Below are 14,281 nucleotides of genomic sequence, written 5' to 3'. Positions count from 1 at the left end.
CTATTCTTTCGAGTCCAGAGTCTCGGCCACCGCGCGGTCGCGCAGCAATCTGCGGATGACCTTGCCCGATGTCGTCAGCGGCAGGGCGTCGACAAACTCGATCTCGCGTGGATATTCATGCATGGAAAGCCGCGTTTTCACCCAATCGCGGATTTCAGCCGCCAGCGCCTCGCTCGGCTCGAAGCCGGGCACAAGAACCACATAGGCCTTGACGATCTCCGTGCGCACCGCATCCGGCTTGCCGACGGCGGCGGCGAGTTGCACGGCCAGATGACCGCCGAGACAGTCCTCGATTTCGCTCGGGCCGATGCGATAGCCCGAGGAGGTGATGACATCGTCATCGCGGCCGATAAAGGAAATATAGCCATCCGCATTCTGCCGGCCGAGATCGCCGGTCAGCAGCCAGTCGCCGGCGAATTTCGCCTCCGTCGCCTTTTCGTCCTGCCAATAGCCGAGAAACATCACCGGATCGGGCCGTCGAATGGCGATCTGCCCGCTCTCGCCGACCGGCATCTCCCTGCCATCCGCATCGACGATCGCTACGCGATGGCCGGGCACCGGCTTACCGGTCGACCCGCCACGGCTCACGCCGAAGGCAGCGCTGGAGGACAGAACGAAATTGCACTCGGTCTGGCCGAAGAATTCGTTGACGGTGACCCCGAGGGCGGACCGCGCCCATTCATAGGTCTCCCGCCCGAGCGCCTCGCCGGCCGAGCCGATGGTGCGCAGCTTGAGATCATAAAGCGCCCGGGGATTGCTGACCGATTTCAGCAGCCGCAGTGCCGTCGGCGGAATGAAGGCATTGCGCACGCCCATCTCGGCCATGATGCGGAAAGCCATATGCGCGTCGAACTTCTGCGCAGGCGAGGAGACGACGGGCACGCCGAGCATCAGGCTCGGCAGCAGCGCGTTCAGCAGCCCGCCCGCCCAGGCCCAATCCGACGGCGTCCAGAGCTTGTCGCCCGCCTGTGGAAAACCTTCATGGGCGAACTGCATGCCGGGAATATGCCCCGGCAAAACGCGATGGCCGTGCAGCGCCCCCTTCGGCGGCCCGGTGGTACCCGAGGTGAAAATCATCAGCGCCGGATCGTCCGGCCCGGTATCGGCCACTTCGAAAAGCGGCGGATGGGCGGCGACCAGCTCGGCAAAACCGGCGACACCCTCCTCGCCGCCATCGATGCTGATCACATGCGCGAGATCCGGCAGGCGATCCCGGATCGGCCGCAGCCGTGAAAGACCGAACTGATTGGTAACGATCGCCGAGGTGCCCGAAATCGCCAGCCGGTATTCCAATGCCTCAGCGCCGAACAGCAGCGCCAGCGGCAGGGCAATCGCTCCCATCTTGTAGATAGCGACATGCGCGATGACGGTCTCGAAACTCTGCGGCAAAAGCAGCGCCACCCGATCGCCCGGCCGCACGCCGAGCGCCGTCAACGCATTGGCAAAAGCGGCGGAACGATCCCGCAGCGCACCATAGGTCATCGCCAGATGATTTCCGTCCGGGCTGAAATGCTCAAGGCAGACCCGGTCCGGCTCCCGCTCGGCCCAATCGTCGCAGACCGCGCGTCCGATGTTGAATTTCGCCGGAATCTCCCAGAGAAAATCGCGATAAAGGACTTCATAAGTGTCGCGCGGGGGCAGTTTCATACTAAAAATCCAGGAAAAATGCTGCGGTGCAGCTAACACCTGTCGCCCCCGGGATTCAAGGAAACATTTAAGTTGCGGCTACTCGCCCTCTCTGGCCGCAAGTATCTAGTGCACGAAGGACCATCCTCCTTCGGGGCGAAACACTAGCCAGAACTTACCGTATATATTCGCCTCCGGCACAAAGCCGACATCGAAACGGCTATCATTGGAATTGTCGCGATTGTCACCCAAGACGAAGTAGTAACCCTCGGGCACCGAGTACTCGCGCGTGTTGTCGCCTCGCGAGTTTGGCAATTCGTCCAAGGTCTGGTAGCGAACCCCATTGTCCAATACTTCGCCGAAAACGGGGAATTCGCCAGGGTCTAAACTATAGTGTGACACGATAGTACCTTCGGCATCGCGCGGTACGGACTGTCCATTGATGAAAACAATGCCGTTTTTCATCTGGACGCGGTCACCGGGTAACCCGATGACACGCTTCGCGTAGTCCACATTTGGCGTTGTGGGAGGCACCAGCATGACAACATCTCCGCGCTGCGGCTTGGACCCGAACAATTTCGGCGGCACCCAATTGGGCCGAAACGAGAAGGAGTAGCGACCGTAGCCATAATTAAACTTCGTCACGAAAGCATAGCTGCCGGGCATCAGCGTAGGCATCATCGAGCCGGAGGGGATCGAAAACGGTTGGATAATGAATGTGCGAATGGTGAACGCAACGACGAGGGGTAAAAGCCAGAAAAGCAAGGCTATATTATACCAACGCGAGAACCAGCGATGCTGCCAGGCAACAGCTCCTCGTCGCATCAGCCAATAGCCATGAATGCAGCCGATCAAATTAAAGGGAACCGCTACCAAACCGGCAACCGTAACCAATGCAAGCTGAGGCATGGCAAGCACCGCCAGAGCACCAACAAGATTGGTCAAAAGCAGATAGGATATCGCTATACGCCCCCTGCCGAGATAGGCCATGACAACGGCAGGTCCCAGAAGTAGACCAATGATAATGACGGCAAGCGGACGGCGGTCTCGGAAGAAGCGGAAAAAGCGCATGGGAAGCCTCGAACTGATCGGACCGCCATCGTTACACAACCAGTAAATGCATTTGAATTGACAGGATATGACAATCCCCAGCCTGGGCTAGGATCGAGTCTTCCCGTGACTTCTAAATCAATCGCAAATTATTGAATTAATCGGCGACCACTCGCTCTGCTAGTCTGCGTTTTGATGCTCATCCGCTTGCACTCCCATGAGCGGAACCTATCGAATATCCAAAACAGGATGGAGACTATCGATGGATTTCATAAAGCTTGGCAAAACCGGCCTTGAAGTGTCCCGCATCTGTCTGGGCTGCATGACCTATGGCGATCCCGGCAAGGGCACGCATGCCTGGTCGCTGAAGGAAGAGGACAGCCGCCCGCTGCTCAAGCAGGCGATCGAGGCCGGCATCAACTTCCTCGACACGGCGAACACCTATTCCAACGGCTCGTCGGAGGAGATCGTCGGCCGCGCCATCAAGGATTTTGCGCGCCGCGAGGATATCGTTCTGGCAACGAAGGTATTCAACCGCATGCGTCCCGGCCCGAATGGCGCCGGCCTGTCGCGCAAGGCGATTTTCGATGAGATCGACAACAGCCTGCGCCGCCTCGGTACTGACTATGTCGATCTCTACCAGATCCACCGCTGGGACTATACGACGCCGATCGAGGAAACACTGGAAGCGCTGCACGATATCGTCAAGGCCGGCAAGGCCCGCTATATCGGCGCCTCCTCCATGTATTCCTGGCAATTCGCCAAGGCGCTCTACACTTCGCGCCTCAACGGCTGGACCGAATTCGTCAGCATGCAGAACCACGTGAACCTGCTCTATCGCGAGGAAGAGCGCGAAATGCTGCCCTTCTGCGAAGATCAGAAGATCGCGGTCATTCCCTGGAGCCCGCTTGCCCGCGGCCGTCTCACCCGCGACTGGGACGAGGCGACAGCGCGCACGCAAAGCGACGAATTCGGCAAGACGCTCTACACACAGGCGATCGAGGCCGATCGTAAGGTCGTCGAAGCCGTCGGTGCCGTCGCCAAGGCCCGGGGCATCGCCCGCGCCCAGGTCGCCACCGCCTGGATCCTGCAGAAGAGCGCCGTCACCGCCCCGATCATCGGCGCCTCCAAGCCAGGCCATATCGCCGACGCCGTCGCTGCACTGTCGGTCAAGCTGACGCCGGAGGAGATCGAAGCACTGGAATCGCCCTATATCCCGCATGCGGTTGCGGGATTTAAATAAGCATCCCGAATGGGTCAGGCGCGCGTTCCATGACTGCACGCCTGACCCAATGGCGGGACTGGGAATGACAGTCAGCTTTATTGCGGCATCAAGCTTTCCAGTTCACTGAGCCGTTTCATAGCCGCCTGCTGGCGCAACATTGCATAGTTGATCTCTCCCGCATTGAGCGAACTGCCGGATTGAGAGGGGAACTGATCGAAATCGGCGAAGAACTCCTTGATCTTCCCCTGGATCGGCACGAGCAGCCAGATGTTTCGCGCCAGAAATTCGATCGCCCCGCCTCCTTCCTCTAGCCCTCGTTCGTAGGGATCCATCCGCAGATTGGCGATCAGGGCCCAGGCCGGCGTCTCGCGCACGCCGGTTGCAATATTCCCGTGCGCCACCGCAAAACTCAGCTTCCAATCATTCCACCTGATGGCGTTGAGATTTCCGCCCTGGTCGAAATAGTAGACCGTATCCCTCGGCGTTTTTTCCGACTCGCCTTTCAGGAGGGACGTCAGATCGTAGCCGTCGAGATGAACCTTGAAGTTCTTCGCCCCAGCGGAGAATCCGGTCTTCATCTTTTCCTTGATATCGGGAACGCCCGCTGCCGCGGTCAAAGTCGGCATCCAGTCCATCAGCGTGACGATGTCGTTGATCTGCGTCCCAGGCTTCACGACGCCTGGCCAGCGCACCATCATCGGAATGCGGAAACCGCCTTCCCATGTCGTGCCCTTCTCGCCGTGGAACGAGGTCATGGCACCATCCGGCCATAGAGCGATCTCTGCGCCGTTATCGGTCGTGTAGAGCACGATGGTATTGTCGGCGATGCCGAGATCGTCGAGCTGCTTGAGCAGTTCGCCGACCATGCCGTCATGCTCGACCATGCCATCCGCATGGATACCTTTGCCGGTCTTACCCAGCGATTCCTTCTTGAGGTGGGTGAAAACATGCATCCGGGTCGAGTTGAACCAGACGAAGAAGGGTGTATTGGCCTTATGCTGGCGATCGATGAAATCCTTTGCTGCGGAAAGGAACTCTGCGTCGATTGTTTCCATGCGTTTTATCGTGAGCGGACCTGTGTCTTCGATCTTGCCGTCGGCCTTTGAGTGAATGACACCGCGCGGGCCGAATCTCTTCCGAAACTCCGGATCCTTCGGATAGAAGTAACCCTCGGGTTCTTCCTCGGCATTGAGGTGATAAAGGTTTCCGAAAAACTCGTCGAAACCGTGATTGGTCGGCAAATGTTCGTCATGGTCGCCGAGATGGTTCTTGCCAAACTGACCCGTCGCGTAGCCCTGGGTTTTCAAGACATCGGCAATGGTCGGCATCCAATCCTGAATGCCATGCGGATCGCCGGGCATGCCGATTGTCAGCAGGCCGGTGCGGAAAGGTTCCTGGCCAAGAATGAACGATGCCCGTCCGGCGGTGCAACTCTGTTGACCGTAGGAATCCGTAAAAATCGCCCCTTCGGCAGCGATCCGATCGATATTCGGCGTGCGGTAGCCCATAAGCCCCATGGTATAGGCACTGATCTGCGGAACACCGATATCATCGCCAAAGATCACCAGGATGTTCGGCTTCGTGTCGGATGATGCTGCCGTCTGGTTGTTTGAGGGCGTCGTCGTCTGGGCGTTGGCCGTTGTGGAACCGACCATGTTCGCCACCGTGGCTGCACCGGCGGCAAGCGCTGTCGATCCGATCAGCAGATTGCGTCGCGTGATGCTGTTGAGGTCGATGGATGATGATTTCTCGCGGTCGTCGTAAGCCATGTTATGTGTCTCCCGTCGAACGTTGAACCAATATCGCGCGGTGCTGAGATGCACCGCGGAAGCTCGATCGAGGCACAAAGATCGCGAATGTGTAAGTACGTTACTGTAAAACTCGCGGTAAAATCGTAGGCGGCAATTTGCGAGCGCCGCTCTGGCCGCCAAGGGTAGTTTGGGCGGCAGTCGGCACCCTTGTTCCGCCCTTCGCTGTGGCGTTGCGTCGCAGACAATGCCGAAGCTTTCGAGCCTGCGGGAAATCGCGCAAAAGTTACTTCACTAGTCGGTCGCAGTTGAGGCTTAACAGGTCAAGGTTCCTTAGCCCCGAGGATGACAATCCATGATCACAGTCCCTTTCAACGCGCGGCGCTTCCAGTCCACCGCGGCCTATTACCTGCGCTATCGCATCCCCTATCCGGATACGCTTATCGCCCGCGTCGCCGAGCGCAGCGGCCTGAAGGCTGGCGATCATGTGCTGGACCTCGGCTGCGGCCCCGGCCAGCTCGGCATCGCCTTTGCGCGGCTAGAGGGCGCGACCGTGACTGCCATGGACCCGGAACCGGAAATGCTCGCCGCCGCCGAAGAGGGCGCCAGCAGCGCCGGCGTCGAGATCACCGTGCGTCAGGGTTCGTCCTATGATCTCGGGCCGGATATCGGCAAGCTGCATCTCTGCGTCATGGGCCGCTCCTTCCATTGGATGGATCGCCCAGCGACACTCGCTGCCCTCGACAGGCTGATCGAGCCCGGTGGCGCGGTCGTGCTGTTCCACGATCGACAGGTGCTGGCGACCCCGGATTGGCGCAGCATTGTCGACAAGCTGACGGAAACTTTTGCGCCGGAGCGCCATCAAGAGCGTCTATTGCGCAAGGGCAAGGCCTGGGCGCCGCATGAGGCCATGCTGCTTGCCTCGCCCTTTCGCAACCTCGAGCGCATCGGCATCGTCAACCAATATCAGAGGGATATCGACGATATTGTCGGCCGCGTCTTCTCGATGTCGTCCACCTCGCCGCAGGCGCTTGGCGACAAGCTTGCCGATTTCGAGGCGGCGTTGCGCGCCGAGCTGCTGGAAGTGGCTCCCGACGGCAAGATCACGGAGATCGTCGAATCCCAGGGCCTGCTCGCCTTCCGTGGCTGATCGAAGCAGCCGCCTCAGCGCGAAGCGAGCTCCTGCCGGGTTGCGGCCAGAAGCTCCTCGGAAAGCGCAGGCGTATCCATGGCGCGGGCGAGGATGACCGCGCCGACCATGGTGGAGAGATCGGCAAGCGCCTTGCGCCGCCGCTCCTCCTGCGTTCCTCCGGGCGTGATCTCTTCGAGGATTGCCGCCATTCCCATCAGGCCGTTGGTGAAGGTGGACTGCATTTCGGGACCATAGCGGCTGACCTCCTGCGTCAGGGCCGCGAAGACGCAGCCGGTGCCATGCTCAACGACATTGCGATGCGAGAGATAATGCGCGAGCAATGCGTCGCGCGGCGCCTCCGACGCCCCCTCGACCACCCCTTGCCAACGCTCCTGCGCACGCGCCACCAGCGCCTTGCTGGCTTCGCAAGCCAGCTCGTCCTTCGATTCGAAATGGCCGTAAAAGCCGCCATGCGTCAGCCCGGCCGCCTTCATGATGTCGGCGACGCCGATGCCGTCAAAACCCTTCTCGCGGAAAAGCTCCCCTGCGACGGCAAGGATCTTCTCGCGATTCTCCGCGAATTTCTCCCGGCTCACTCTCATCAAAAAACTCCATCAGAGCATCAATAATTCTGTATTGACAATTTATATGACGACCATCATCAATACGCAACAAATATGATCGCAATCATCTAAATGCCTTTACACAAACGTTCAAGCCGGGAGAACGGCAGGGCGCTAAACGTGGCTACGGCACCCTTGGCCGTCCGCGATCGAGCGCCTTTGCAGCCCTCCCGATCCTGATGGCAAGACACGCAACTTTATCGGAACGCTCCTCATGGTCTCCACAGTCCTTGCTTCGACGCTTGCCCGGCGCAACATTCACTATGGATGGGTCGTCGTCGGCGCCACCTTCCTCACCATGCTCGTCACCGCCGGCGCCATGGGCGCGCCCGGCGTGCTCATCAAGCCGCTGGAAGACGAGTTCGGCTGGAGCACCTCGTCCATCTCCTCCGCGCTTGCCGTTCGCCTCGTGCTCTTCGGCCTCATGGGTCCCTTCGCCGCCGCCTTCATGAATCATTTCGGTGTCCGCAAGGTCATCGTCTTCGCGCTGATCACCATCTGCGTCGGCTTCATCGGCTCGCTGTTTATGACGCAGGTCTGGCAGTTGCTGCTCTGCTGGGGCATCATCATCGGCTTCGGCACCGGGCTGACCGCCATGGTGCTCGCCGCCACGGTGTCGACGCGCTGGTTCACCAAGCATCGCGGCCTCGTCGTCGGCATGCTCTCGGCAAGCTCGGCCACCGGCCAGCTCGTTTTCCTGCCGCTGATGGCGGAGCTGACGGAACGCTATGGCTGGCGCACCACCGTGCTCTTCGTCTGCGGCATGATCGTCGTCGCAGCCCTGGTCGTGCTGCTGCTGATGCGAGACCGGCCGGCCGACGTCAATCTGCCGCTCGTCGGTGAAATCCACGTCTCGCCGACGCCGCCCGCCACCAAGAACCTCAAGGCAGCCCTGGCCTCGCCCCTCCTCATCCTGAAGGAAGTGTCCACCAGCTCCACCTTCTGGATCCTCGCCGCCACCTTCTTCATCTGCGGCCTTTCGACCAACGGCCTGATCCAGACGCATTTCGTGACGCTCTGCGGCGATTTCGGCATCGTGCCGGTGGCCGCCGCCAGCGTGCTCGCCGTCATGGGCATCTTCGATTTCTTCGGCACGATCGGCTCCGGCTGGCTCTCCGACCGTTTCGACAATCGCTGGCTGCTCTTCTGGTACTACGGGCTGCGCGGCCTGTCGCTCGTCTATCTGCCCTTCAGCAATTTCACCTTCTACGGCCTGTCGATCTTCGCCGTCTTCTACGGCCTCGATTGGATCGCCACCGTGCCGCCGACCGTCAAGATCGCCGCCGACCGCTTCGGCCGCGAAAAAGCCGGCCTCGTCTTCGGCTGGGTCTTCGCCGCCCACCAGCTCGGCGCCGCCACAGCGGCCTATGGCGCCGGCCTGTCGCGCACCGAACTCAGCACCTACCTGCCCGCCTTCTTCATCGCCGGCGCCTTCTGCGTGCTCGCCGCAATCCTGGCGCTGACGATCAGCCGCTCCACCTCGACGGACAAGGCCCCGGCAATGGCGCACTGAGGCCAGCCCCTTGAAAGACAAACGGCCCATGGCGTCCGCTGCCGCCATGGGCCGCCATGGGTCGAATGACAAGTCCCGGAAAACAAGACGCATTCCTTCGCAACCCGTCTTGCGCGTCCGGCCAATCACATGTTAGACACCCGCCTCGTCAGGATCCGTTGCCCCATTGGCGGAATTGGTAGACGCGCTCGACTCAAAATCGAGTTTCGAAAGAAGTGCTGGTTCGACTCCGGCATGGGGCACCACTCTCGAAACCTAAAGATTTTGATAATGTGACTCTAAGCCCGGGCTACTAACGAAAGCGACAAATTAGCTTTTGAGTTTTACTGCCGTTCCGCTAGCTGTCACAAATAAAATGCCCCCACCGCTTCCTGTGGATGCCTCGTTGTAATCCAGATCCACAGCAATGACCGCATCGGCTCCGAGTTCAAGCGCTTCCTGTCTTAGTTCGGCCAAACAAGAGTTCCGGGCTTGCTTAAGTGTATTCTGTACGTTGCCGCTTCGCCCACCCACAATATCTCTAATACTATTGCCAATATCTTTGAGAAAATTTTGACCTATAGCGGCCTCAGAGGCAACTATTCCAAGAATATTCTCGATATCTCTATTCGGCACGTCTACAGATGTCGTCAATATTATACCTTGAAGCCTCTGCTCCCTCTCCTGCTTCCTGACAATACCTTCACAGTCTCCACAGTATCCATCACGCGAAGCGATGAAAACGTCTTGCCCGCATCTATTACACTTTGGCACGTTCGCCCTCCTAAGCCGCCAACCACCATACGTTGTGGAGACTGACATATAGGGAGAAAACTAAACCATCTTTAAGATGGAGTGCCCTCATCTCAGCAATAAATTCGGCACCCTTCGAAATCCAACCATCACGAAAATTTTTGATTTTGTTCCACTTCCGTCATCCCCCGACCATTTACAGCCATAATCCTCCCCCCTAAAGGTGTGCAACGCAGCAAAAGGGGGCAGAATGCTTCGTAGACTTTACGACTGGACCATGTCGCTCGCCCGTCGCAAATCGGCGGAAGTTTGGTTGGCCATTATCGCCTTCGTTGAAAGCTCGATCTTCCTCGTGCCCGCCGACGTCCTGTTCCTGCCGATGTCGCTTGCCAAGCCCGAACGCGCCTGGCGCTATGCGCTGACGGCGACGGTTGCCTCCGTGCTCGGCGGCATTGCGGGCTGGGCGTTCGGTTATTACGCCTTCGAGACCATCGCCAAGCCGATCCTGATCTTCTACGGCAAGCTCGACGCCTTCAACCAGATGAGCGCCGGCGTCACCTACGGATGGGTCGTTCTGCTGCTCGTCACCTCGGGGCTGGCGCATCTGCCGCCGATCAAGGTGGTGACCATCCTTTCCGGCGTCGCCCATATCGATCTCGGCCTGTTCATCATCTCGGCCATCGTCGCCCGTGGCGCCCGCTTCTTCTTCCTGGCCTTTCTGCTCCGCCGCTATGGCGAATCGATCCGGCATTTCATCGAGAAGCGTCTCGGCCAGATCACCATGGCGGCGGCCGCCGTCCTCATTCTTCTCTACATTCTCTTCCATTATGTCCTGGCGCACTGAGCACGGAGCCCTTGCATGTCTAAGACTTTGACTTCTCGCGCCGGCCTCACCTATTCCGCGCTGCTTGCCATCGGCATGATCATCGTCATCGGCTCGGCGCTCGGCTTCCAATATATCGGCGGCTATATTCCCTGCGCGCTCTGCCTTGAGCAGCGCCAGCCCTATTATTATGGCATTCCCGTCGCGATCGCTGCCGCTCTGACGGCAGCCCTCGGCCTGCCCTCCTGGATCACCCGCGCGCTGCTGGCCATTGCCGGCATCATGATGGTGGTCGGCGGTGGCATCGGCGTCTATCACGCCGGCGTCGAATGGCACTTCTGGGCCGGCCCGACGACCTGCTCTACATCCGCCAGCAGCATGACGCAGAACGCCGGCGACCTGCTGAACGAACTCAGCACCATCAAAGGTCCGTCCTGCACCGAAGCCGCACTCCGCGTCCTCGGCTTGTCGATGGCCGGGTGGAATGTAATCGCCAGCGTCATTCTGGCGGCGATCGCGTTTATGGGCGTGAAGAAGGCCGGTTGATTGAACTGAGATCTGTCAGGCGAGCGAACGGCTGCCGCAGCTACGTGCCGTGCATATAAGCGCGGCAAAGCGGAACTCGCCCGAGCTTCCCAGGCAATCAATTTTACGGCTGCAGTTCCGTATCCCAGTAGAGATAGTCGAGCCAGCTATCGTGCAGATAGTTCGGCGGGAACAGGCGGCCGTTATTGTGCAGGTCCTGCACGGTCGGCTGATAAGGCTTCTGCGCCGGGAACATGCCCGCCTGCTTCGGCAGCTTGCTGCCCTTGCGCAGGTTGCAGGGCGAGCACGCGGCCACCACGTTTTCCCAGGTCGTTTCGCCGCCATGGGCGCGCGGGATGACGTGGTCGAAGGTCAGATCGTCATGAGCGCCGCAATATTGGCATTCGAACCGGTCGCGCAGGAAGACGTTGAACCGGGTGAAAGCAGGGTTGCGGGAGGGCTGGACGTAGGTCTTGAGGCAGACGACGCTTGGCAGCCGCATCGAGAAGCTGGGCGACGATACCGACTGATCGTATTCAGCGATGATGTTTACACGGTCAAGGAAAACCGCCTTGATCGCGTCCTGCCAGGACCAGAGCGACAAGGGGTAATAACTCAGCGGCCGATAGTCAGCGTTCAGCACGAGCGCTGGCAAGGACTGCGGTGAGACTGCAATCGTCAAGGAACCCTCCTGATCGATTCGGCATCTGTATCTGTATATTAGGCCGGTTGTTACAGGATTGTGAAGTCCAATAAATTCAGTGCATAGCGGCCAATCTATGAGGGCAGTCGATCAATCGATGGGCAGCGCGTCGCGGCGGGTTTTGACGGCGTAATAGGCCCAGAAGAGCCGGGCCGCGACCGAGCGCCAGGGCATCCAGACCGCCGCTTCCCGGGCCAAAGCCTTGGGCAGGGGCCTGACATCATGCCCAAACGCCATGCCGACGGCTGCCTGCAAGGCAACGTCGCCGACCGGAAACACATCTGTGTGACCACAGCAGAACATCAGATAGACCTCCGCCGTCCAGGGACCAATTCCCTTGATGGCAGTAAGCTCGGAAAGCGCCTTTTCCGGGCTTTCGGCACTCAGCGAATGAAGATCGAGGCTGCCGCCAGCAACTGCTTCGGCAACGCGGTGAAGCGTCTCGTGCTTGATTCGCGAGAGGCCGAAGGTTCGCCATGCCTCCAGCGCCAGGCCGACATAGCCCTCGGCGGTCACCCGACCCATCCCAGCGATCATCTTCCCCCAGATCGCATCGGCGCTCGCCCGCGACACGACCTGCGACACGATGATATGGGCAAGTCCCTCGAAGCCCGGCTCGCGCAGGCGCAGCGGCACGGGTCCCGCCTCGGAGACAATCTGCCGCAGGCGCGGATCGAGCTCGACCAGCGCCGCCAGCCCCTGCCTGATATCGTCTTCAGCGCGGATGATGTGCATGGCTTCTCGTAGTCCGGGATTAAAATTCGTGGCAGAAGAAAGCATGATCGCGATTCCCCGTCAAAAGCCGATATTCCGTTTCGCGCCGAGCCCGAATGGCCCGCTGCATCTCGGCCATGCGCTGTCGGCGATCCTCAATCACGACATGGCGAGAGAGGTCGGCGGCCGTTTCCTGCTGCGCATCGAAGACATAGATCAGGCCCGTTGCACACCCGAATTCGAAGCGGGCATATTTGCCGATCTCGCCTGGCTCGGCCTCACCTGGGAAGAACCGGTGCGCCGGCAATCCCTGCATTTTCCGGCCTACCAGACCGCCCTGCAGTCGCTCATCGCCCGCGGCCTCGTCTATCCCGCCTTTCAGACGCGCGGCGAGGTGAAGGCACGGGTTGCAGCCGGTGAAGCTCGGGGAGACCCATGGCCACGCGATCCGGACGGCACGCCGCTCTATCCCCCCGACGACCGCCTGCGCAGCGACACAGAGAGAAAGCGCCTGCTCGACGCCGGCCTTAAGCACGCCTGGCGGCTCGACATGGAAAAAGCCATCGCCGCCGTCGGGGCGCCGCTTCATTGGCATGAAAACGGCGATGGCGAGACGGGCGAAATCCCCGCCGATCCCGGCGCCTGGGGCGACGTCGTGCTGTCGCGCTCCGATGCGCCGTCGAGCTATCACTTGTCCGTGGTCGTCGACGATGCCGCGCAGGGCGTCACCCATGTCGTGCGCGGTCTCGACCTTTTTCACGCCACCTCGGTCCACCGCCTGCTGCAGGCTCTGCTCGATCTGCCGCAGCCGCTCTACCATCACCATCGGCTGGTTCTTGGCGAAGACGGCAAGAAGCTCTCCAAGAGCCAGGGCGATACCGGCATTGCCGAATGGCGCCGGCAGGGCTGGTCATCGGCGGAGCTTCGTCGCCGCATCGGCCTCTGATTGTTTGTCTGCCTCTTGTCTAATCGCTTCGGGGGCACCCGCTCCCTTGCCGAAGAGCATGCGCCGCACCTTGAACTTCATCAGCGCCGCATTGAACTCCGCGCCGAGGATGAAGATCACCGCGAGCATGTAGAGGAAGACGAGCACAATCATCACCGAGGCCAGACCGGCATAGGTGGCCGTGTAGTTGGCGAAAGTCGCAAGGTAATAGGCGAAGATTAGCGCGCCGAGCGACCAGAAGAGCAAGGTCAGGAACACGCCGGGGATGACATCGAACAGCCGCCGCCGCCCCGCCGCCAGCCACAGATGCAGGATCAGCAGTCCGGCGAGCAACAGGAAGACGGTGCCGTAGATGCGCCAACTGAAGACCACATCCAGGATATCGGCAAGCCGCGGCACCCACTCGCGCGTATAGTTCAGCACCAGCGGCACGGCGACCAGCATGATGCTGAGCATGGCAAAGATCAAAACCGCCATCAGCACATAGCCGAGGCTTGCGAGACGGTTGAAATACCAGGGCCGGTTTTCCGGCACGCGATAGGCCCGGTTGAGCGAGATGCGCAATGCCTCGACGCCGTTGGAAGCGAAATAGGCCGCCGCCAGCACGGAGATTGTCAGCAGCCCGCCGCGCGGAATGGTCAGAACCTGCACCACCTGATCCGCCACCGGCTTGGCGATCGCCTCCGGCCAGGTATCGAAAATCAGGTGCACCGCCGTCGAGGAAAACTGGCTCGCGCCGAGGAAGCTCGCAAGCGCAGTGCCGAAGATCAGAAACGGAAAAACGGCCAGCAGCGTCGAAAGCGCCACATGGCTTGCCATCGCGAAACCGTCATCCTCGACGAAATGGAACACCGCGTCGTAGACGACCCTATAGAGCGTACGAACGAATGTCGGCATTCCATCTCCGCTTGAGCCCGGTTC

Annotated in this window: 14 protein-coding genes and 1 tRNA gene; 7 read left to right on the top strand and 8 right to left on the bottom strand. The window is 60.2% G+C overall.

Translation table 11 applies throughout. The features are described 5' to 3' along the window. Both PH547_RS13300 and lepB read right to left on the bottom strand, forming a co-directional pair. A complete protein-coding gene (locus PH547_RS13300) occupies nucleotides 1–1,647 on the bottom strand; it encodes an AMP-binding protein (protein ID WP_104824497.1) in 1,647 nt (548 codons plus the stop codon). Between the two features lie 105 nt (nucleotides 1,648–1,752). Continuing rightward, nucleotides 1,753–2,697 (bottom strand): signal peptidase I, encoded by a 945-nt coding sequence (gene lepB / locus PH547_RS13295; RefSeq protein WP_104824498.1) that lies wholly within the window; start codon nucleotides 2,695–2,697, stop codon nucleotides 1,753–1,755. A gap of 241 nt (nucleotides 2,698–2,938) precedes the next feature. On the opposite strand from lepB, the gene PH547_RS13290 reads away from it, so the two are divergent. Then, entirely contained in the window at nucleotides 2,939–3,919 is a 981-nt protein-coding gene (locus PH547_RS13290) for an aldo/keto reductase (RefSeq protein WP_104824499.1), read from the top strand. A gap of 77 nt (nucleotides 3,920–3,996) precedes the next feature. Here PH547_RS13290 and PH547_RS13285 read toward each other — a convergent pair whose 3' ends face one another. After that, complete coding sequence (locus PH547_RS13285; protein ID WP_104824500.1) at nucleotides 3,997–5,670, bottom strand: arylsulfatase; 1,674 nt, start codon at nucleotides 5,668–5,670, stop codon at nucleotides 3,997–3,999. Nucleotides 5,671–6,004: 334 nt separating this feature from the next. On the opposite strand from PH547_RS13285, the gene PH547_RS13280 reads away from it, so the two are divergent. Then, nucleotides 6,005–6,799 carry a class I SAM-dependent methyltransferase gene (locus tag PH547_RS13280; protein WP_104824501.1) on the top strand — a complete coding sequence of 265 codons (795 nt, stop codon included), beginning with the start codon at nucleotides 6,005–6,007 and terminating at the stop codon, nucleotides 6,797–6,799. A gap of 14 nt (nucleotides 6,800–6,813) precedes the next feature. Here the strand turns inward: PH547_RS13280 and PH547_RS13275 are convergent, their stop codons facing one another. Next, the gene (locus tag PH547_RS13275; protein WP_104824502.1) at nucleotides 6,814–7,383 is read right to left on the bottom strand and encodes a TetR/AcrR family transcriptional regulator; all 570 of its coding nucleotides are present in this window, start codon (nucleotides 7,381–7,383) and stop codon (nucleotides 6,814–6,816) included. 235 nt (nucleotides 7,384–7,618) lie between these two features. Here PH547_RS13275 and PH547_RS13270 point away from each other — a divergent pair, with 235 nt between their 5' ends. Next, on the top strand, nucleotides 7,619–8,917 hold the full coding sequence (locus PH547_RS13270) for an MFS transporter (RefSeq protein WP_104824503.1): 1,299 nt from the start codon (nucleotides 7,619–7,621) through the stop codon (nucleotides 8,915–8,917). A gap of 160 nt (nucleotides 8,918–9,077) precedes the next feature. After that, nucleotides 9,078–9,162 (top strand) — tRNA-Leu (locus PH547_RS13265). A 64-nt stretch (nucleotides 9,163–9,226) separates the two neighbouring features. Here PH547_RS13265 and PH547_RS13260 read toward each other — a convergent pair. Then, nucleotides 9,227–9,670, bottom strand: a complete 444-nt coding sequence (locus PH547_RS13260) for a YbjQ family protein (protein ID WP_245463902.1) — start codon at nucleotides 9,668–9,670, stop codon at nucleotides 9,227–9,229. 229 nt (nucleotides 9,671–9,899) lie between these two features. Here PH547_RS13260 and PH547_RS13255 point away from each other — a divergent pair, with 229 nt between their 5' ends. Both PH547_RS13255 and PH547_RS13250 read left to right on the top strand, forming a co-directional pair. Then, nucleotides 9,900–10,493 carry a YqaA family protein gene (locus PH547_RS13255; RefSeq protein WP_104824505.1) on the top strand — a complete coding sequence of 198 codons (594 nt, stop codon included), beginning with the start codon at nucleotides 9,900–9,902 and terminating at the stop codon, nucleotides 10,491–10,493. A gap of 15 nt (nucleotides 10,494–10,508) precedes the next feature. Next, nucleotides 10,509–11,018, top strand: coding sequence for a disulfide bond formation protein B (locus PH547_RS13250; RefSeq protein WP_104824506.1), 510 nt, complete (start codon nucleotides 10,509–10,511; stop codon nucleotides 11,016–11,018). 103 nt (nucleotides 11,019–11,121) lie between these two features. On the opposite strand, the gene PH547_RS13245 is transcribed toward PH547_RS13250, so the two are convergent. Both PH547_RS13245 and PH547_RS13240 read right to left on the bottom strand, forming a co-directional pair. Further along, complete coding sequence (locus tag PH547_RS13245; protein ID WP_104824507.1) at nucleotides 11,122–11,679, bottom strand: HNH endonuclease; 558 nt, start codon at nucleotides 11,677–11,679, stop codon at nucleotides 11,122–11,124. 111 nt (nucleotides 11,680–11,790) lie between these two features. Beyond that, on the bottom strand, nucleotides 11,791–12,435 hold the full coding sequence (locus PH547_RS13240; protein WP_104824508.1) for a DNA-3-methyladenine glycosylase family protein: 645 nt from the start codon (nucleotides 12,433–12,435) through the stop codon (nucleotides 11,791–11,793). Nucleotides 12,436–12,478: 43 nt separating this feature from the next. Between PH547_RS13240 and gluQRS the strand changes: the two genes are divergently transcribed. Continuing rightward, nucleotides 12,479–13,360, top strand: a complete 882-nt coding sequence (gene gluQRS, locus PH547_RS13235; RefSeq protein ID WP_104824509.1) for a tRNA glutamyl-Q(34) synthetase GluQRS — start codon at nucleotides 12,479–12,481, stop codon at nucleotides 13,358–13,360. On the opposite strand, the gene PH547_RS13230 is transcribed toward gluQRS, so the two are convergent. Next, complete coding sequence (locus tag PH547_RS13230; protein WP_104824510.1) at nucleotides 13,325–14,257, bottom strand: YihY/virulence factor BrkB family protein; 933 nt, start codon at nucleotides 14,255–14,257, stop codon at nucleotides 13,325–13,327. The two genes, gluQRS and PH547_RS13230, sit on opposite strands and share 36 nt — an antisense overlap. Nucleotides 14,258–14,281 lie beyond the last annotated feature (24 nt).

This window comes from Rhizobium cerradonense, from assembly GCF_030182455.1.
In the GTDB taxonomy this organism is placed as follows: Bacteria; Pseudomonadota; Alphaproteobacteria; order Rhizobiales; family Rhizobiaceae; genus Rhizobium.
This window is presented reverse-complemented; position numbering and strand designations above follow the sequence as displayed.